The sequence below is a fragment of the Marinobacter sp. genome (assembly GCF_046484525.1).
Taxonomy (GTDB): Bacteria; Pseudomonadota; Gammaproteobacteria; order Pseudomonadales; family Oleiphilaceae; genus Marinobacter.
Genome location: NZ_JAWOIS010000021.1, coordinates 41,524 through 61,433, shown reverse-complemented (window position 1 = coordinate 61,433; position 19,910 = coordinate 41,524). Strand labels below are relative to the sequence as shown.

General features: G+C 60.0%; 16 protein-coding genes. 13 read left to right on the top strand and 3 right to left on the bottom strand.

Annotated elements, in window-relative coordinates; all coding sequences use genetic code 11:
- Position 1 precedes the first annotated feature (1 nt).
- Positions 2 to 481 (bottom strand): regulatory protein RecX, encoded by a 480-nt coding sequence (locus R6W86_RS04995; protein ID WP_410328280.1) that lies wholly within the window; start codon positions 479 to 481, stop codon positions 2 to 4.
- Positions 482 to 668: 187 nt separating this feature from the next.
- Here R6W86_RS04995 and R6W86_RS04990 point away from each other — a divergent pair, with 187 nt between their 5' ends.
- The 5 genes from R6W86_RS04990 (at position 669) to R6W86_RS04970 (ending at position 9,814) form a co-directional block, all read left to right on the top strand.
- Entirely contained in the window at positions 669 to 3,137 is a 2,469-nt protein-coding gene (locus R6W86_RS04990; protein ID WP_410328279.1) for a DUF349 domain-containing protein, read from the top strand.
- 138 nt (positions 3,138 to 3,275) lie between these two features.
- Entirely contained in the window at positions 3,276 to 4,484 is a 1,209-nt protein-coding gene (locus R6W86_RS04985) for an acetyl-CoA C-acetyltransferase (protein ID WP_410328278.1), read from the top strand.
- A gap of 29 nt (positions 4,485 to 4,513) precedes the next feature.
- Positions 4,514 to 6,664 (top strand): 3-hydroxyacyl-CoA dehydrogenase NAD-binding domain-containing protein, encoded by a 2,151-nt coding sequence (locus tag R6W86_RS04980; protein WP_410328277.1) that lies wholly within the window; start codon positions 4,514 to 4,516, stop codon positions 6,662 to 6,664.
- A gap of 222 nt (positions 6,665 to 6,886) precedes the next feature.
- The gene (locus R6W86_RS04975; protein WP_410328276.1) at positions 6,887 to 9,058 is read left to right on the top strand and encodes a carboxy terminal-processing peptidase; all 2,172 of its coding nucleotides are present in this window, start codon (positions 6,887 to 6,889) and stop codon (positions 9,056 to 9,058) included.
- A 15-nt stretch (positions 9,059 to 9,073) separates the two neighbouring features.
- Positions 9,074 to 9,814: a helix-turn-helix domain-containing protein gene (locus R6W86_RS04970; RefSeq protein ID WP_410328275.1), complete on the top strand. Its 741-nt coding sequence runs from the start codon at positions 9,074 to 9,076 to the stop codon at positions 9,812 to 9,814.
- On the opposite strand, the gene mtnA is transcribed toward R6W86_RS04970, so the two are convergent.
- Positions 9,803 to 10,864, bottom strand: a complete 1,062-nt coding sequence (gene mtnA / locus R6W86_RS04965) for an S-methyl-5-thioribose-1-phosphate isomerase (RefSeq protein WP_410328274.1) — start codon at positions 10,862 to 10,864, stop codon at positions 9,803 to 9,805. The two genes, R6W86_RS04970 and mtnA, sit on opposite strands and share 12 nt — an antisense overlap.
- A gap of 212 nt (positions 10,865 to 11,076) precedes the next feature.
- Here mtnA and R6W86_RS04960 point away from each other — a divergent pair, with 212 nt between their 5' ends.
- The 8 genes from R6W86_RS04960 (at position 11,077) to rdgC (ending at position 16,907) form a co-directional block, all read left to right on the top strand.
- Positions 11,077 to 12,420 carry a TRZ/ATZ family hydrolase gene (locus R6W86_RS04960; RefSeq protein ID WP_410328273.1) on the top strand — a complete coding sequence of 448 codons (1,344 nt, stop codon included), beginning with the start codon at positions 11,077 to 11,079 and terminating at the stop codon, positions 12,418 to 12,420.
- Between the two features lie 33 nt (positions 12,421 to 12,453).
- Positions 12,454 to 13,170 carry a bifunctional 2-polyprenyl-6-hydroxyphenol methylase/3-demethylubiquinol 3-O-methyltransferase UbiG gene (gene ubiG / locus R6W86_RS04955; protein WP_410328272.1) on the top strand — a complete coding sequence of 239 codons (717 nt, stop codon included), beginning with the start codon at positions 12,454 to 12,456 and terminating at the stop codon, positions 13,168 to 13,170.
- Complete coding sequence (gene gph, locus R6W86_RS04950; protein WP_410328271.1) at positions 13,160 to 13,825, top strand: phosphoglycolate phosphatase; 666 nt, start codon at positions 13,160 to 13,162, stop codon at positions 13,823 to 13,825. Before ubiG ends, gph begins: the two co-directional genes overlap by 11 nt.
- A gap of 61 nt (positions 13,826 to 13,886) precedes the next feature.
- Positions 13,887 to 14,639: a YciK family oxidoreductase gene (locus R6W86_RS04945; RefSeq protein WP_410328270.1), complete on the top strand. Its 753-nt coding sequence runs from the start codon at positions 13,887 to 13,889 to the stop codon at positions 14,637 to 14,639.
- Entirely contained in the window at positions 14,639 to 14,872 is a 234-nt protein-coding gene (locus tag R6W86_RS04940; protein ID WP_410328269.1) for a glutaredoxin family protein, read from the top strand. Before R6W86_RS04945 ends, R6W86_RS04940 begins: the two co-directional genes overlap by 1 nt.
- Positions 14,873 to 14,884: 12 nt before the next feature.
- A complete protein-coding gene (yaaA, locus tag R6W86_RS04935; protein WP_410328268.1) occupies positions 14,885 to 15,655 on the top strand; it encodes a peroxide stress protein YaaA in 771 nt (256 codons plus the stop codon).
- A gap of 24 nt (positions 15,656 to 15,679) precedes the next feature.
- Positions 15,680 to 15,880, top strand: a complete 201-nt coding sequence (locus R6W86_RS04930) for a DUF2788 domain-containing protein (protein WP_372985698.1) — start codon at positions 15,680 to 15,682, stop codon at positions 15,878 to 15,880.
- 100 nt (positions 15,881 to 15,980) lie between these two features.
- Positions 15,981 to 16,907 (top strand): recombination-associated protein RdgC, encoded by a 927-nt coding sequence (rdgC, locus tag R6W86_RS04925; protein ID WP_410328267.1) that lies wholly within the window; start codon positions 15,981 to 15,983, stop codon positions 16,905 to 16,907.
- Positions 16,908 to 17,022: 115 nt separating this feature from the next.
- Here rdgC and R6W86_RS04920 read toward each other — a convergent pair whose 3' ends face one another.
- Positions 17,023 to 19,776: a GNAT family N-acetyltransferase gene (locus R6W86_RS04920; protein ID WP_410328266.1), complete on the bottom strand. Its 2,754-nt coding sequence runs from the start codon at positions 19,774 to 19,776 to the stop codon at positions 17,023 to 17,025.
- Positions 19,777 to 19,910: the final 134 nt, after the last annotated feature.

Sequence of the window (19,910 nt, the reverse complement as noted above, 5' to 3'; positions counted from 1 at the left end):
GTCAGCCCTCCGGGAGTTCCCGCGCCTCCAAGGTCCGTTCGACCTGGGCGGCCGAAAACCCACGACGATTCAGGAACCTGCCCTGCTTGAGCTTTGCATCCCAGTCGTCCTGCAGGTCTGATAGGCCGAACCGCCGTTCCCTCAGCCTGATAGCAACCGCACACCAGTCCTCATCGGTCATCGCATCGAGGCATTCCGGCGTATGGTGAACGCCGCGTTGCTGCAGTTCGCCAAGGATCCTCAGCGGGCCGTAACCGAGATCCATTCTCTGGCGGGCATAGACATCGGCAAACCGGTCATCATCAAGCCAGTCCTGTTCCTCGTATTCGTCCAGCACCGCCTCAATCAGACCACTATTGAAGCGGCGCTGCCTGAGTTTCATGGACAATTCCAGGCGACTGTGTTCACGGCGGGCCAGCAATCTGAGGGCCGCCGCCCGTGCTTTGTATTCCTGATCGTCCTGATTTTCCTGTTTTGCCATTCAGCCCCTTTCCGCGAACGCATCCAAAACGCTAGACTAGCCACCGATTTTCAAAGCATAGCGTTGAGTCCTTCAAAATCGAACTGACTCTGCACTATGCGTGTACCCGGCTCGACAGGGCCGATGGCCGGTGACGGCACACTTTGCCGGACACCGAGGACTGGTTTCAATCCCAAAGGACACCTTCATGGCCGCATTCATCCAGAAACTGTTCAGATCCCGCAAGTCACCAGAGTCGACCGGAAAAGCCCGCAAGGAAGCACCTGAACAGTCGCAGGTATCACAGGAAAATTCGCGAGCCGATCAGAGGGAGAGCCAACTCGAACTGCTCAAGAGTTCCCCCTCCCAGGGGCAGCTGGGGAAACTGGCAATTGAGGGTGTGACCGCAGATATTCGCCTTTCTGCCGCCAGGGGTCTGGCCGACCCCGACGAACTGCAAAAGGTCCAGAAGCAGGCCAAGGGCCGGGACAAGGGTGTCTACCAGACTGCCAAACAGGCGCTGCAGGCCCATCGCCAGGACCTGGAGCGCCAGGAAAACGTCGCCCGCGCCATTTCTACACTGATCAAAAATGCGCAGGAGCAGGCGCGCAGCGAGGATACCAAGCTTTTCCAGGCGCGACTCGAAGCGCTGACCAACCAGTGGAAGGAACTTGAAAACCAGGCAACTGCGGAGCAGGTACAGCAATTCCTGGAGGCCACCCATCGTTGCCGCGAGCGCCTGCAGGATATGGAGGCAACCCGCGAGGAAGAGAAACGCCACGAGAACCAGTTTCGTCAGCGCGGGGAAACTCTGAAACTACTCACAAAAACCCTGGAAGACCTCAAATCCCAGACTGATGATTCCCTGCCCTCACTTTCCTCCCTGGATGCACTCCAGAAAACCCAGGAAAACCGCTGGCTCGAAGCCACCCGCGATACCGAGGTATCCCGACAGGAACGAAAAACTTACGAGTCGGCCATGCAGGCCCTGAAAAACTATCTTTCGGCACTTCGGCGGCTGACCCAGGAGCGCGAAGGCATCAACGAACTCACCGCCGCCCTGGATTCCGGTGAGGCCATCACCGCTGAACAGCAGGATCAGGCCAAAGCCCTGATCCGGGAAATCGATTGGCCCGGTGAATTCCCGAAGCCGGAGCTACTTGAGCCGGTGCGAAAACTGGCCGGTAAACACACAGAAAAGCCTGCGCAGACCCAGGATCAGCGCGACCAGAAGGCCCTTGTCGACAACCTGAAAACCATCCTGGACAAACTGGAACCCGCGCTTGAGGCCAAGCAGTTCAGGGAATCCCGACAACTCCTCAAGACCGCACAGAATCAGTTCCGGGACCTGGACCGGCGCCACGCCAAGCCATTCCAGGCCAAGATGCAGTTGCTCACCGGGCAGTTCCGGGAACTCAGCGACTGGCAGGGTTTTGCCACGGAGCCCAAGCAGATTGCCCTGTGCGAACAGATGGAATACCTCGCCGAACAGCCCATGGAGCCGGAGGCGAAGGCCGAACGCATCAAGGAGCTGCAAACCGAATGGCGGGAGCTGGGCGGCTCCTCTGACCGGGCTCTCTGGACCCGCTTCAAGAGCGCCTCCGATCGCGCCTTCGAACCGTGCAAAGCCTATTTCGAGGCGAAATCCGGACTCAAGCAGGCCAACCTGCAAAAGCGCCAGGCCATTTGTGCCGAGCTGGAGACCTTCCTCGAGAATGCCGACTGGACCACTATCGACTGGAAAGGCGCTGAGCGTATCCACCAGACCGCCCGGCAGGAGTGGAAAGCGGCCTGGCCGGTTGAATTCCGTGACAACCGGCCGGTGCAGAAACGGTTCGATGACCTGCTGAAGCGCATCGAGTCACCGCTCGACGAGGAGCGTCGGAACAATGAAGGCCTGAAACAGGCCATCGTGGAGAAAGCCGAGGCGCTGATCGAGCATGAACCCCTGCAGGAAGCCATGAACGAGGCCAAGGCGTTGCAGTCCGAGTGGAAAGCCATCGGCATTACCCGTCACCGTGAGGACCGCAAGCTTTGGCAAGCCTTCCGCAAAGCCTGTGACCAGATCTTTGCCCGAAGGGATGCCCAGCGCAATGCCCGCCAACAGGCCACCGAAACCGCTGACCGGGAAGCCAGCGAGCTTCTTGACCAGCTGGCCGGTGTCACCGCTGACAGCTCCGATGAGACCCTCGGGGATGCGCTTGAGAAGCTCCGGGAGATGAAGGGCAACTCCCTCTCCCAGGACTTGAGGGACCGGGTCCAGGCAGCCCGAATACAGTTCCAGCAGGCCCTGGACAACAAGCTCCTGCAGCAAAAGGTCAATCGGTGGCAAGAGCTGGTCCGGGCCCGCGGCAACGGCGGTGTGGCTCCGTCCGATCTTCCCGATCATTGGCCAACGCTGGCATCAAACCAGGCCGGGCTGTCAGACCGGGAACTGGTGATCCGGGCCGAAATACTGGCAGGCGCGGAATCACCGGCCGAGGACCAGCAACACCGGATGGAAATCCAGGTCCAGCGCCTGTCAGAGGGCATGGGCAACACCGAACAAGCCGGTGACCGCCTCTCGGAGCTGGAGAAACTGGTTGCCCAGTGGTGCCTGAAACCGTCAGACAACACCCCGGAGACCGCTCTCTCGGAAAGACTGAACACTGCCCTTTCCGGCGTTACCGGCCAATAAACGCCCCACGCGGACTAGGTGTCCTGAGCAATTTCGCCAATGGGATTGGCAGCCCGCGTCATTACCCACCCTGCCCTGCAGGGGCTATGGTTAGTCGACTGATTACGATAATCCGACAAAACCATCAGAGGAAAGGTAATGACCACCGAGGCGTATATCTTTGACGCAGTCCGCACCCCCCGGGGTCGTGGCAAGAAAGACGGTTCGCTGCACAGCGTCAAACCCATCACCCTGCTGACTTCAATGCTCCGATCCCTGCAGGAGCGCAACAGCCTCGACACCGCCCAGGTGGATGACATCGTCATGGGTTGCGTAACCGCAGTCGGAGACCAGGGCGCCGACATCGCCAAGACCGCAGCACTGGCGGCGAACTGGGACGAAAAAGTAGCAGGCGTTACCCTCAACCGCTTCTGTGCCTCGGGCCTGGAGGCGGTAAACCTGGCCGCGATGAAAGTCCGATCCGGGTGGGAGGACCTGGTGGTCGCCGGTGGTGTGGAAGCCATGTCCCGCGTGCCCATGGGTTCCGACGGCGGAGCCTGGGCCACCGATCCGGAAACCAACCTGCATACCGGTTTCATGCCCCAAGGCATCGGTGCCGACCTGATCGCCACGATTGAGGGCTTCAGCCGGGAAGATGTGGACGGATTTGCCGTCCGGTCCCAGCGGAAAGCGGCCCACGCCTGGGAAAAGGGCTATTTCAGCAAATCCATCATTCCCGTCACCGACCGGAACGGCGTGGTCATCCTGGACCGGGACGAACACGTGCGCGGCAACACCACCCTCGAATCCCTGGCCGGGCTCAAGCCTTCCTTCCAGATGATGGGCGAAATGGGCTTTGACGGCGTCGCCCGTGAAAAATACCACTACGTGGAGAAGATCAACCATGTGCACCACGCCGGCAACTCCTCCGGCATTGTGGATGGCGCGACCGCCATGCTCATCGGCAGCAAGGCCAAGGGCAAGGCCCTGGGGCTGACCCCGCGGGCCCGCATCGTCGCGACCGCGGTCACCAGCACCGACCCGACGATCATGCTGACCGGTCCCGCCCCGGCAGCCCGCAAGGCGCTGGAAAAAGCCGGCATGACCGCAGATCAGATTGACCTGTTTGAAGTGAACGAAGCCTTCGCCTCCGTGGTAATGCGCTTCCAGAGGGAACTCTCGGTTCCGGACGAGAAAGTGAACGTGAACGGTGGCGCCATTGCCATGGGCCACCCCCTGGGTGCAACCGGCGCCATCATCCTCGGTACCCTGCTGGATGAGCTGGAACGCCGAGAACTGCGCTATGGCCTCGCCACTCTCTGTGTCGGCGGCGGCATGGGCATTGCCACCATCATCCAGCGCGTTTGAACCCACGTTCCACAACAGGAGAACCGAACATGAGTGCCATCAAGTACGACCTGGGTTCAGACCAGATCCTGACCCTCACCATCGACATGCCAAACCAGTCCGCCAACACCATGAACGCGGACTTCCGCGCCGGCCTGTCCGAAACCGTCAGCCGGGTAAAGGCCGACCTTGAGAGCATCCGCGGCATTATCATCACCTCGGCCAAGAAAACCTTCTTCGCCGGCGGCGACCTCAAGGAACTGCATAGCGTCACCCGGGACCAGGCCCAGGAATTTGAAGACATGGTCAATGGCCTCAAGGCCGACCTGCGTTTTCTGGAAACCACCGGCAAACCCGTTGTCGCTGCCATCAACGGTACTGCCCTCGGTGGCGGACTGGAAATTGCCCTCGCCTGTCACCACCGTATCGCTCTGGATGACGACAGCATCCAACTGGGCCTACCGGAAGTCACCCTGGGCCTGCTACCCGGTGGTGGCGGCACCCAGCGACTGCCCCGGATGATTGGCCTGGAAGCCGCTTTCCCCTTCCTCATGGAGGGCAAGAAGGTAAATCCTGAGGCGGCCCTGAAGGCCGGTATTGTGGATGAACTGGTCAGCACCCCTGAGGAACTGCTGGGTACCGCTCGGGCCTTCATTGAAGCCCACTCGGAAAAACAGCAGCCCTGGGATCAGAAAGGCTTCAAGTTTCCCGGCGGTGCACCGCACCACCCGGCCATGGCCCAGAAGCTGGCCATTGCTCCGGCCATGCTCAAGCAGAAAACCAAGGGCTGTTACCCGGCGCCTGAACGCATTCTGTCCGCCGCCGTGGAAGGCGCGCAGGTGGATTTCGATAACGCCAGCCTGATCGAGACCCGGTACTTCACCGAATTGGTGGTGGGCCAGGTCGCCAAGAACATGACGGGCACCTTCTGGTTCCAGCTCAACGCCATCAAGGCGGGTGGTAGCCGACCGGACGGTGTTGACCGTGCGACCTTCAGCAAGGTGGGCGTGCTGGGCGCGGGCATGATGGGGGCAGGTATTGCCTATGCCACCGCCGTTCGCGGCCTCGACGTTGTCCTCAAGGATGTGTCCGTGGAGAACGCCGGAAAAGGCAAACGCTATTCCGAACAACTGCTGGACAAAAAGGTCAGCCGTGGCCGGATGACCGATGAGCAGAGGACGGCCACCCTGGACAGGATTACGCCGACGGCCTCTGCAGATGATCTCGAGGGTTGCGACCTGATTATCGAGGCGGTATTCGAGGACAGCGCCCTCAAGGGCAAGGTAACCCGGGAAGCGGAACCGAAAATGGTAGCCAACGGCATCTTCGCCTCCAACACCTCCACCATCCCCATTACGCAGCTGGCCGAAGCCTCCGGGAAGCCCGAGAACTTCATCGGTCTGCACTTCTTCTCGCCGGTGGACAAGATGCAGCTGGTGGAAATCATCGTGGGCGCCAAAACCTCCGATGACACCCTGGCCCGCGCCTTCGATTACGTCCAGCAGATCGGCAAGATCCCGATCGTGGTGAATGACAGCCGGGGGTTCTTCACCTCCCGGGTATTCGGCACCTTCGTAAATGAAGGCATTGCCATGCTCGGCGAAGGTATTCACCCGTCGAGTATTGAAAACGCAGGTGTGTTGTCCGGTATGCCGGTGGGTCCACTGGCAATTTCGGATGAAGTCAGCATGACCCTTATGCAACATATCCGGGACCAGAGCAGAAAGGACACCGAGGCGGCCGGCGGAACGTGGAAGGCACATCCCGCCGAAGCCATCATCGATGCGATGGTCAACGAACATGGCCGCAAGGGCAAGGCGGCCGGCGCCGGTTTCTATGAGTATCCGGACAAGGGCAAAAAATATCTCTGGCCGGAACTCGAGAACTTCTTCGTTGACCGGGACAAGGCCCGAAGCACCTCGCTGCGGGACCTCAAGGACCGAATCCTGTTTATCCAGGCCATCGAAACCGTGCGCTGCCTTGAAGAGGGTGTGCTGAGAACCGTTGAAGATGCCAACGTCGGCAGCATCTTCGGTATCGGCTATGCCCCCTGGACCGGCGGCGCCATCCAGTTCATCAACCACTATGGTGTGCGCGCCTTTACCGAGCGCGCCAGGGAGTTGGAGTCACAATTCGGTGAGCGTTTTGCGCCTCCGCGCATGCTCCTGGAGAAGGCTGAAACCAATACCGGTTTCGCCTGATCCCACCCGGCCAGCGGGTGTTTTTCACCCGCTGGCACTCTTGCCTGTTGTTTTGTCCTTCCCGGTTACCAACCTGACGATTTCATGGACAGATTGTCACGAACCGATACTCCCTGCCTATGGCAACAGGGAAAGCGCTTGCCTACAATAAATTTATCGCTCACGCGTTCGATATCGCCAGAAGGTGGCTATCGATTACCCAGCACCGTCAGGTAAGTACTTATGACCATCGCGGAAAACATGATGTCCCGTCGCCTTCCATTCACCGGTCGAGGAAAAGGCCTTGGCCGGGCGCTGGCTGTAGCCCTGCTGGTCTCGACGTCACTCGGGCTACAGGCAAAAACGGAAGACAGCACGGCCTACGAACCGGTTGCACCGACCATTGACCAGGCCCGGGCCAACATTCTTATCGCCCGCCAGCTGCAGTTCACCCACTTTCGAGACCTGGGCATCAGCGACGAACTTTCCGGGGATGTTTTCAGCTCCTACCTGGAATACCTTGATGGACAAAGGATCTACCTGACCCAGGAGGACCTCCGGCGGTTTGAAAGGGTAAAATCCCAGCTAGGCTCCGCCCTTAAAACCGGCCAACTCCAGCCCGGATTTGATATCTACAACCTGGTCCAGCAACGCATAATCGAACGCCTCCAGTTCGCGTTGAAAACGCTCGATCAGGGCCTCGACAAGCTGGACTTCTCCGCCGAGGAAACCGTCCTGCTGGACCGGTCCGAGGCAGACTGGGAGCCTGACACCGCCGCGCTCGACAAACTCTGGACCAAACGCATCAAGAATGCGGTGCTTGCGCAGCGTCTGAACGGCACCGAAGACGACAAGATCGAAGAAAACCTGCGTCAGCGCTACGAGGGCCAGCTCAAGCGCGCCTACCAGGCTCGCAGCGAGGATGCTTTCCAGGCCTACATGAATGCCTTTACCAGCATGTGGGACCCGCACACCTCCTACTTCTCTCCCCGCACCTCCGAGAACTTCAACATCAATATGAGCCTCTCGCTGGAGGGCATCGGGGCCGTCCTGCAATCCGATAACGAGTACACCAAGGTTGTGCGCCTGGTGCCGGGTGGCCCGGCCTCTAAACAGGGCCAACTGCAGCCAGCCGACCGGATCGTTGCTGTGGGCCAGGAAGGCGAAAAAACCGTTAACGTAATTGGCTGGCGCCTGGATGAAGTCGTGGATCTCATCCGCGGCCCCCGGGATTCCGTGGTGACCCTGGACGTAATTCCCGCCAACGCTTCGGACGAGACGGTCACCAAGACCATTGCCATCAAGCGGGACGAAGTGAAACTCGAGGAGCAGAGCGCCAGCAAGGACGTGATTGAGCTTGAGCGTGGCAGCGAGGATTACAAGGTAGGTGTGATCACCATCCCCACCTTCTATGCCGATTTCCAGGCCATGCAGGCCGGTGATCCGAACTACAAGAGCACGACCCGGGATGTGCGCAAGCTGATTGGGGAATTGCAGGATGACGGCGTCGACGGCCTGGTAGTTGACCTGCGTAACAATGGCGGCGGCGCCCTGCACGAGGCCAACGATCTGGTCGGCCTGTTTATCGACAAGGGCCCCACCGTACAGATCCGCAATGCCAACAACGACGTCCAGGTCCTGAACGATGAGGATCCGTCGGTCGCCTACGATGGTCCCCTGGTGGTACTGGTCAACCGAATGAGCGCCTCGGCCTCGGAGATCTTTGCCGGCGCCATTCAGGATTATGGTCGCGGGCTGGTGGTAGGCTCCCAAACCTTCGGCAAAGGCACCGTACAAGCGGTTCGCCCGCTGAATCACGGTCAGCTGAAAATCACCCAGTCCAAGTTCTACCGGGTGTCCGGTGGCTCCACCCAGCATAAGGGCGTGATTCCGGACATTGAGATCCCTTCCAGGATCGACAAGACCCGGATCGGTGAAGATGCCCTCGATCATGCCCTGCCCTGGGATCAGATTGAGGCGGTGCCACACACCCGCTATTTCGATTTCAGCGGGATCATCGGTGAGCTGCGCAAACGCCACGAGACCCGGTTTGGCACCAGTCCGGAATTCAAGCTGCTTCAGAGGGAAATCGAATTCCTTGAAAAGCAGAGGCAGCTTGAGACCGTCAGCCTGAACTTCAAGGAACGCAAGGCCCAGCATGAGCAGATCGAGCGCACCCGCCTGACCATTGCCAATGCCCGCCGGGAACTGCGCGGCGAGGAGCCGTTCGAGTCCCTGGAAGCCCTCGAAGACTGGCAAGACGCCCAGGCGGCAGATCTGGACACCACCGATGAGGAGCTCGACTTCGTCATTCGTGAGGGTGGCCACATCATGGCAGACATGCTGGAACTGGATCAGCAGATGGTCTCCATCCTGCAACTCCGGCACTTTGCAGTCCAGGCACCGGCCCAGTAAACCAGTGGCCCTCTTATGACCTCCAGGAAGGAAACGTCGAAAAGCAGCCAGCAGAATGCCCGGGAAATCCGTGACATGCTGCTGGATGCGCTCCATGCCATGAAGTCCATGGAGAAAGTGGAAGCCATCGACACTTCCGGTGCGACCGAGAAAACGCCGGAAAGCCTCGTCGACCGAATCTATCAGCTCACCGGATCCGCCCTTCGCTTCGGCGCCCGCGCCACTGACACGTCACTCCGGTTTGGTCGGGCCCTGATCAACTCCCAGGACCAGCTCCGGGCGATGTTGCTGGCCGGGCAGTCTCTGAAAGACATCCGGGAAGTGGCAGGGCTCACGCTGACGGAGATGAGCGAGGCGCTCAATCTCAGGGACAAATCGGTGCTCGAGGCCATCGAGAACGGCACCGCGACCCTCTCCTTCGAACTGATCCTGCGCCTGGCGGCATTGATTGCCCGCAATGATCCTATCCCCTTCATCATGCGCACCACCCGGAACTACAACCCGGAAGTCTGGGAGATACTGAACGATTGGGGGGTGGGCAGACTCCCGCTGCAGTTTGAACGGGAGCGGGAATTCATCAACATCTTCCGCCGCCACGATGACGCCCGGAACCTGTCCGATGAAGGGTTCCGGCGGGTCCTGGAATTCACCCGCCAGAGTTTCGAGATGTCACTGCACTTCGTGGAAGAACAGGAGCAGGAAGTCCGCAATCTGAAAGCCCGCTACGACGACAAGGACGACACCTCAACCAAATAGCGCCCGCATCCCGGTAATGTTGGGATTGTGGATGACGCCTTTTTCCGTGACGATGGCATCGATCAGACTGGCCGGAGTCACATCAAACACCGGATTGAATACCTGTACACCCGGCGGCGCCAGCGGAATGCCCCGAATCTCTCGTACTTCGGTGCCGTCCCGTTCCTCGATGGGGATGTCACGGCCGGAAGCCAGGGACATATCGACCGTGCTGGAGGGCGCCACCACCATGAACCCGACCTTATGGTGCCGGGCCAGTACCGCGAGACTGTAAGTACCAATCTTGTTGGCAACGTCACCGTTGGCGGTAATCCGGTCCGCGCCCACTACGATCCATTTAACCTTGCCGCTTGCCAGGATGGCAGCCGCCGCGCCGTCGGCATTGAGGGTCACCGGAATGCCGTCCCGGGACAGTTCCCAGGCTGTCAACCGACTGCCCTGCAGCCAGGGCCGGGTCTCATCGGCATAGACTCGCCGCAGCAGCTTTTCCTCGTGCAACCGGCGGATGACGCCCAGGGCAGTGCCATAACCGCCAGTGGCCAGGGCCCCGGTGTTGCAGTGGGTCAGTACGGATATCGGCTTATTCGGGTTGATGAGTTCCAAGGCATGATCCGCCATGGCGAAATTCGCTTCCAGATCCTCTTCGTGAATGCTTTGGGCCTCTGCAGCAAGGCGTTTTACCGCCTCATCCAGGGAATGGCACTCATGGAATACCTTCTCCATCCGCTGCAACGCCCAGAACAGGTTCACCGCCGTCGGCCGGGATTCCGCCAGCTCGCGGATCGCCTGCCGGATTTCCGCTTTCCAGTCGCCACCCCCCGCGTGGCGGGCGGCCAGGGCGACGCCGTAGGCGGCACTGATACCAATAGCCGGTGCACCCCGCACGACCATGTCCCGGATACACTGGGCAACACCCGAAGCCCCTTCCGAGGTAATCCAATGCTCCTCCGTGGGCAACAGCCGTTGGTCCAGTAACGCCAGGGAGTGCCCGTGCCAGCGCATGGCCACGGTACCGATGTTGCGTTCAGCCGGACGGGATTCTTTCGCCATAAACGTGCTCCGTGTCAGTCCTTCAAAAGCCCGCAGTATAACGGTGATGGCCGGGGAAGCACCCCGAAATTTCGCTGCTCTATTAAGGTTGGTGCCAACCCACGCATTAAACAAGTCCCCGGGTAGTTCTTGCCGCAGCCACTGGTTATACTTTCGGGCTACATTTCATTTCGGAGCGTACTGAGTGCGCCCAGTTGCTGTAAGGCAGGTCCATGACGGCAGAAACCATCACCACCGCGGCTGATATCCGAATCAATGCCAGATGGGTGATTCCCATCGAGCCCGCCAGAGTCATCCTGGAGAACCACGCCATTATCCTCCAGGGATCGCGCATGCTTGCCCTGCTCCCGCAGGACGAGGCGGACCGGGACTACCGGGCCCGGGAAACCATCGACTTGCCCGATCACGTAGTCATGCCCGGCCTGATCAACATGCACGGCCATGCCGCCATGTCCCTGTTCCGTGGAATGGCCGACGACCTGCCGCTGATGGCCTGGCTGAACGATCATATCTGGCCGGCGGAACATCAGTTTATCGGTGAGCAGTTCATCGCCGATGGCACCCAACTGGCCATGGCCGAAATGCTGCGCACAGGCACCACCACCTTTTCTGACATGTACTTCTTTCCGGAACTCGTTGCCCAGGCCGCCCACGATGTAGGCATGCGGGCGCAGGTGTGTTTTCCCCTGATCGACTTCCCCACTGCCTGGGGCTCAGGGCCTGAAGAATATCTGAGGAAAGGGGCCGACCTGATCGAGGCCTGGAAAGACGATGAATACATTACGCCGGCGATCGGTCCCCATGCGCCCTACACTGTTTCCGACGGACCACTGGGCGATGCCCTGGCACTCTCGGAGGCTACTGGCGCCCGCATCCAGATTCACTTGCACGAAACCGCGTTTGAAGTGGCGGATGCCGTCGAGAAATTCGGCCAGCGGCCAACCGGGCGCATTGAGGAGAAAGGCCTGCTGGGCCCCCGCACCCAGTGCGTGCACATGACCCAGATTGATGATTCCGACATCGAACGGCTGACGACCAGCGGGGCCCATGTCATCCACTGTCCGGAATCCAACCTGAAGCTGGCCAGCGGTTTTTGTCCGGTACAGAAGCTGATTGATCAAGGCATCAATGTCGCCATCGGTACCGACGGCGCAGCCAGCAACAACGATCTCGATCTGTTTGGTGAGCTCCGCAGCGCCGCCATGGTAGCCAAGGCCGTCGCCGGCGATGCCGCGGCCCTGTCCGCCCACCAGGCACTGGCCATGGCTACCATCAATGGTGCCCGGGCACTGGGTCGCGAACACGATCTTGGCTCCCTGGTACCCGGCAAACTGGCGGACATCATCGCCATCGACCTGAGCGATCCGTTCCTGCAGCCGGTCTATGACCCGGCCTCCCATCTGGTATACAGCAACCACGCCCGGGCGGTAAGCCATAGCTGGATTCACGGCGTACCACAGTTACAGGAAGGCAAACTGACCCGGATCGATGTGGCCGACCTCATGCTAAGGGTCAATGACTGGCGTGACCGTATCCGGCAATATCAGGCCCAATAACCGATTTCAGACGTTTTCCAGGCAGAGACCAACATGACCAATCAGAACGTAGACCGGAATGAAATTGCCAAATTCGAGGCTCTGGCCAGTCGCTGGTGGGATCCTTCCAGCGAGTTCAAGCCGCTGCACGACATCAACCCGCTGCGGCTGAACTACATTGACGAGCGAGTCTCCCTGGCGGGCAAGAAGGTACTCGATGTGGGTTGCGGCGGCGGCCTGCTATCCGAAGGCATGGCCCAGCGCGGAGCCCACGTGACCGGCATCGACATGGGCGAAGCCCCGCTGTCCGTCGCGAAGCTCCACGGCCTGGAAAGTGGCATCAGGGTGGACTACCGGCAAACCACGGTCGAAGACCTGGCCCGTGACCCGGACCAGGCCGGCCAGTACGACGTGGTTACCTGCCTGGAAATGCTCGAACATGTGCCAGACCCGGCCTCGGTGATCAGGGCCTGCGCTGCCATGCTCAAACCCGGCGGACACATGTTTGTCTCCACGATCAACCGGAATCCCAAATCCTTCCTGTTCGCCATCGTCGGGGCCGAGTATGTGCTGAACATGCTGCCCAAGGGGACCCACGAGTGGAAAAAGTTCATCCGCCCGTCGGAAATGTCCGATCACCTGCGCCACGCCGGTCTGGAGGTGCAGGAGCTCACGGGCATGACCTACAACCCGATCACCAAGGTCTACAAACTCGGCCGGGACGTGGACGTGAACTACCTCATGCACGCCAGGGATGCCCGTGACGACTGATCCGAAACCTTCCGTGGTGCTGTTCGACCTGGACGGCACCCTGATCGACACCGCTCCGGATTTCATCCGCTGCCTGAACCAGCTGCGGGAACAGCACGGTCTGGCGCCGCTGCCTCCGGAAAGGATCCGCCGCTCCGTCTCCAACGGCGCCCGGGCCATGATACGGGTGGGCTTCGGCCTGGAACCGGAACACCCGGAGTACACGGAAAAGCACACAGCCTTCCTGGACCTCTACGAGGCCGGCGTCGCCGTCGAGACCACCCTGTTCGAGGGGATGGAAGAACTCCTGCGCAGTCTTGAAGAGCGGGATATTCCGTGGGGCATTGTCACCAACAAGCCATTGCGCTTTGCCGCTCCGCTGGTGGAGGCGCTTGGCCTGGCCCAACGCTGCGCCGCAGTGGTCTGCCCGGACCATGTGGCCCAGCGTAAACCCCATCCGGAAGCCCTGTTCCTGGCCTGCACACAGATCGGAGCACAGCCGGAAACCGCCATTTACGTGGGCGACCACGAAAGGGATATCGAGGCCGGTCGCAACGCCGGTATGCGGACCATTGCGGTACGCTATGGCTACATCGAAGAGCCGGAGACGGTTGATTTATGGCAAGCCGACCTCATAGCCGATACCGTCAGCGATCTGGCAAAGCTGTTACAATAGCGCCTCAAATGAATCCGTATCCGGCATACAGACCGGCAACAACCTGAAACGGAGACAGGTTATGCATAATTACCAAGCACCCGCCGATCTTCTGCAGGACCGCATCGTGATGGTGACGGGTGCCGGCAGCGGAATCGGACGTGCCGCCGCCAAGGCCTATGCCGCCCATGGCGCCACCGTGATCCTGGTGGGTCGTACCGTGTCGAAGCTTGAGGAGGTCTACGACGAGATTGAAGCCGCCGGGCATCCCAAGCCCGCCATCGTCCCGATGAACTTCGAGGGCGCGGCTGTGAAGGAATACGAAGAGCTAGCGATGACCATCGAGGACAACTTCGGTCGGCTGGATGGCCTGCTGCATAACGCTGCCATCCTGGGGAACCGCAGCCCGGTGGAGCTGTACGATCCGGAAATGTGGAACAAGGTGATGCAGGTGAACGCCACCTCGCCGTTTCTGCTGAGCCGCGCCATGATCCCTCTGCTTCGCAAATCCGACGACGCTTCGGTGGTTTTCACCTCCTCCGGCGTGGGTCGCAAGGCCAAGGCCTACTGGGGCGCCTACGCCGTCTCCAAGTTCGCCGTTGAGGGCCTGAGCCAGCTGCTGGCTGATGAGCTGGACGACGAGCGCCACAGCATCCGCGTCAACAGTCTGAATCCGGGTGCCACCCGGACCAATATGCGCGCCAAAGCCTACCCTGCGGAAAACCCGCAACAAAACCCGGCGCCGGAAGATCTGATGCCTATCTACCTGTACCTGATGGGTAAGGACAGTCAGGACGTCAACGGCCAACAACTGGACGCGCAGCCCAGGAAATAATGGAACTGTATTTTTACACCACATCCCAGTGCCACCTTTGCGAACTGGCAGAAGCCCTGCTGGTGAGCACGCCGATGCCGGAACCGATTCCGGTGGACGTGGTGGACATCGCCCAGTCTGAAGAGCTGGTTGAGCGTTACGGAACGCGGATTCCGGTGCTGCGCCGTAACGACACCGGTGCGGAGCTGGACTGGCCATTTACCAGGGACCAGTTACTGACCTTTCTGCAATGAGGATTTCCTGACATGTTGATGGTTATCTCCCCTGCGAAGACGCTGGACTACGAGAGCCCGCCGGCAACGGAAAGCTACACCCAGCCGGATTTCCTGGACGATGCCTGCGAACTGGTCGACCAGCTCAAGGAACTGGAGCCACACCAGATCAGCAACCTCATGAGCATCAGCGACAAGCTGGGCCAGCTCAACGCCGAGCGCTTCCGGACCTGGCACACGCCGTTCACGCCAGAGAATGCCCGCCAGGCCGTTCTCGCGTTCAAGGGCGACGTGTATACCGGCCTCGACGCCGAAAGCTTCAGCGAAGAGGATTTTACCTTCGCCCAGGAACACCTGCGTATGCTCTCCGGTCTTTATGGCATTCTTCGCCCGCTGGATCTCATGCAACCCTATCGGCTGGAGATGGGAACCAGGTTCGAAAACAATCAGGGCAAGGATCTCTATGCCTTCTGGGGCAGCAAGATTACCGACGAGATCAACCGCCTACTGGCCGAGAATGACGGTGTACTGGTGAACCTGGCTTCCAACGAGTATTTCAAGAGTGTGAAGAAGAAAGAACTCGATGGCAGACTCGTAACTCCCCAGTTCAAGGACTGGAAAAACGGCCGGTACAAGATGATCAGCTTCTACGCCAAGAAAGCCCGGGGCCTGATGTGCCGCTATGCGATCCAGAACCGCATCACCCAGGCCGACGACCTCAAAGGTTTCAACCTCGAAGGCTACTATTTCAGCGAAAACCAGTCCGACAAGAACAACTGGGTTTTCCTGCGCGACGAACAGTAATTTCAGTTGTTATCGGAGTAATCAATGAACGAAGCAGTCTTTTCCCAGATCGCCATGCTGGTGTTTCTGACCGGCCTGATTGTCTGGATGGGTTTCATCGTCTGGGATCTCGCCAAGAAGTCCCAGGCTGGCCGGTTCGGCACCATGGCCCTGTTTACCGTACTCGGTGCCGGCGTGGTCGGCTTTATCGTCAAGACCGTTCTGGTCGAGATCATGCAAATATAGCGTTATACCCGTCACTTTACGGCCACCGTCCGGTGGCCGTATCATCCTTACCCCTTTTCGAACCGTCACCGATTCAAATCAAGAGCAAGGACCGAACCTGATGTGGTTTCGTAACGCCCGTGTATTCCGTTTCACCAAGCCGTTTGATATCTCCCCTGAAGAGCTCGAGGAGAAACTGCGGGGCGATGCCTTCAAACCCTGCGGGCCCCAGGAAACCAGCCGTCAGGGTTGGGTGGCGCCGCTGGGCAAGCATGGCGAGCAACTGGTGCACAGCGCCAATGGCTATCACCTGATTTCCCTGCGCAAGGAAGAGAAGATCCTGCCGGGCCCCGTGGTGAAGGAAGCCGTGGAAGAGCGGGCCGAAGCTATTGAAATCGAGCAGGGTCGCAAGGTGCGCCGCAAGGAGAAGGACGAAATCAAGGAACAGGTGATGCTGGAGATGCTGCCCCAGGCATTTTCCAAAAACCGCCGCTGCTACGCCTACCTGGCACCCCAGGACGGTGTTCTGGTGGTGGACGCAGGATCTGCCAAACAGGCGGAAGATCTGGCCTCTACTCTGCGCAAGAGCCTGGGCTCCTTGCCGGTTCGCCCGCCCGCAGTGGAGCAGTCACCCGCCTTTACCTTTACCGGCTGGCTGAACGAAACCATCGACCTGCCCGCCAGCATTGCCCTGGGTAGCGAGTGCGAACTGAAGGATCCCTCCGAGGATGGCGGTGTGGTGCGCTGCAAAGGACTGGACCTGAAAGCCGACGAAATCCGCAACCACCTGGAAGCCGGCATGCAGGTCACCAAGCTTGCCGTAACCTGGGACGACAACGTCTCCTTCGTGCTCGACGAGGAGCTGGGCATCCGCCGCCTGAAATTCGGCGAGACCCTGCAGGAGCAGTTGGATGATGTCGACGCCGATGATGCCGTGGCCAAGTTTGATGCCGCCTTCAGCCTGATGACGCTGGAGCTGTCACGGATGATTCCGGGGCTGCTGGAGGCGCTTGGCGGCGAGGATCGCTCGGCGATTGTCGAAGAGTGAAGTGTGAACATGGGGTCAGATGAAAGCCTTCATCTGACCCCGTCTTGGACGAAACCTCTTGGGCAGGCGTGAACTTGAAGTTGGGGTCAGAAGAAAGCTTTCTTCTGACCCCCTCTTAGAGATGCGCCCCGCGCTTCTTCAGCCGCTCCTTTTGCCAGTCCTTCTCCGGCTCGTTAAGCACCAGCCGAAGATCCATCACCTCTTCTTCGGTGTTGTACTTGATCTCGAAACCCAGGTGCTCCGCCAACTGCAACATCGGCCGATTATCGGACATTACGTTACCGACCATCTCCACGGTGCCCCGAGCGCGGCAGTAGTCGATCATTTTCTGCATCAGCGCCACGCCCAGACCCTCGCCTTTCATCTTGTCATCCACCATCACGGCGAACTCGCAGCGCAGGTTGTCGGCGTCGGTCCAGGTGCGCACGGTGCCCAGCGTTTCCTCACCCTCACCATCTTCCCGGGGCGCGTTGGCGATGAACACCATCTCCCGGTCGTAGTCGATCTGGACCATCTGGGCCACGTCTTCCCGGGAGAAGTGCTTGCGGTACTGGAAGAACCGGTAGCGGATCGATTCCGGCGACTGGTGCTCGTGAAACTCCCGGTGCGCTGGCTCGTCCTCCGCCAGCACCGGCCGGATGATCACCCGGCGGCCGGACTTGGGCAGCACAATCCACTCTTCCAGTTCGCGGGGATATGGCTGGATAATCGGCCTGGTCGGGGTGTCATCGAGATTGATGGCGATGTTGACCGCCACCGCCCCGCTCTCGTTGAACAACAACGGCGAGATCTCCAGCCCCTTGATCTCGGGAATATCGATCACGATCTGGGATAGCGTCACCAGGGTTTCGGATACCGCCCGGATGTCTTCCTCCGGCTTCAGGCTGTGCTCCTTCAGGAGCTTGTACATGTAAGTACGCCGCAGCAGCTCCCGTGCAAGAACCATGTTCAGCGGCGGCAACGCAATCTGCCGGTCCGTCATCACATTGATCTGGGCACCCGAGGCCCCGCAGACCACCAGTGGCCCGAATTCGGAATCCCGGGTAATACCGACACTGAACTCTACGCCGCCCACATGCTGGTAGGAGCGCTGGACCGCAAAACCCAGGAACCCGCTGTTCGGAAAATGCTCCTGGTACTCCTCCATCAGGAAGCGACAGGAGTCCATGATCGCCGCCTCGCTGTTGAGCTTCTTCACGGTGCCTTTATAACGGCGCTGGGTCGGGCTGAGATCGAGGAACGGGTGGCAAGCCTGCTCGTGCACAATGGTGATGTCCACCGGCCGGCGTTCCACCGCAAAGGCTTCCAGCACCTCTTCGATATCATCGCAGTAGATGGTATCGATGGTATTGATGCCGTAATCCCCGATCACCTCGCGGGCTTCCCGGTTTGAGAGATGCATTCTCCCAGAACGTAAGGCATTGGCCACCAGCCGGCGGGGCCGGGTCCGGTCGGCGAAATGGTCGGTGAAGGACTCCGGGGTCTCGGTCAGCAGGCGCTGTACCCGTTGGTGCCGGACATGCTGCATGAACGCCATCACCGCCTTCTCCGGATTGAAGAAGGATGGAAGCCCTGCCCGGTAGAATTCCTCCCGCGATTCCATCACCGTGCTCTGGCCCAGCCAACAGGTGAACACGTTCAGGCGCGTCCCCTTCGAGGCCTGCACCACCGCATCGGCGATCTGCAGGCTGTCCTCGGTCAGACTGGGAGCGTACATGACCAGCACATTGGCCACCTCCGGGTCCTTGGCCAGGATCTTGATGGCCTGGGCGTAGAGCTCCGGAGATGCGTCGTAGTTCAGGTCGATGGGATTCTTGCGGGTCCAGTACGGGGGCAATAACTCGGCCAGGGCTTCAATACTCTGCTCCGACAACTCCGCCAGCTCGCCTCCCAGATCCGCCAGCCGGTCCACCGCCAGCACACCCGGACCGACACCATTGGCCATGATCGCCAGGGACTCCCGGCGCAACGGGCGCATGCGGGTCAGGGTTTCCAGGGCATCGAACATCTGCCCCAGGCCATCCACCCGCAACACACCGGCGCGCTGCAGCATGGCATCGTAGATCGGGTCACTGCGTTTCAGGCCGGCAGGCAGTTCGTGGTGGAACCATTCCGATTCCGGCACCCGGCCGGACTTGACCGCAATCACCGGCTTGGTGCGGGAAGCCACCCGAACCGCCGACATGAAGCGCCGGGGATTGGGCACGTTCTCGATGTGCAGCAGGATCGCCCGTGTCTGGGTGTCCTGGGCCAGGTAATCGATCAGGTCATCATGATCGATGTCCATGCCATCACCCAGGGTCAGGAAATAGGAGAACCCGACGCCCCGGGCAAACGCCCAGTCCAGCACCGAGCTGGCGATGGTGCCGCTCTGCCCCACAAACGCCACGCGCCCGGGAATAGCCCCCATGTGGGCATAGGTAGCGTTCAGACTCCGGGCCGGCACCATGAGGCCGATGGTGTTCGGCCCGAGCACACGGATACCAGTCTCCTTGGCAGCCTCGCGAACAGAGTACATCAGGGGCTGCCCGGTCTTGCTGTGGGTCCGGGACATACCACCGGTCATCACGATGGCGGTTCGCACACCCGCCTCGCCAAGGCGCTTGATGGTTTTTGCGACGGTATCGGGCGGGGTACAGATAATAGCCAGGTCCGGCGTGAAGTCCATCTTCGCCACTTTGGGCACGCAAGGCACACCGTGAACATTGTCGTAGCCGCTCTGGTTGATCACCAGAAGCTTCTCCGTGGGGTAGCCGCCACCGAGAAGGTTCCGCAGGACCATGCCACCCAGGTTATCGGCGCGTTCGGAGGCACCAATCACGACGATGGAACTCGGGTTGAAAAGACTTTCCAGGTAACGGGTGCTCAAAGCGGTCTCCTCAGACCAGCCCCCGCCGGGCCGGTTCAGGTGATAATGTCAATAAAACAGAATACTTATCAATGTATGTCTTATCTTAGGCCTTCCGGTATTGATGTAAAACGGCTATCAGCCCCATAAGACCA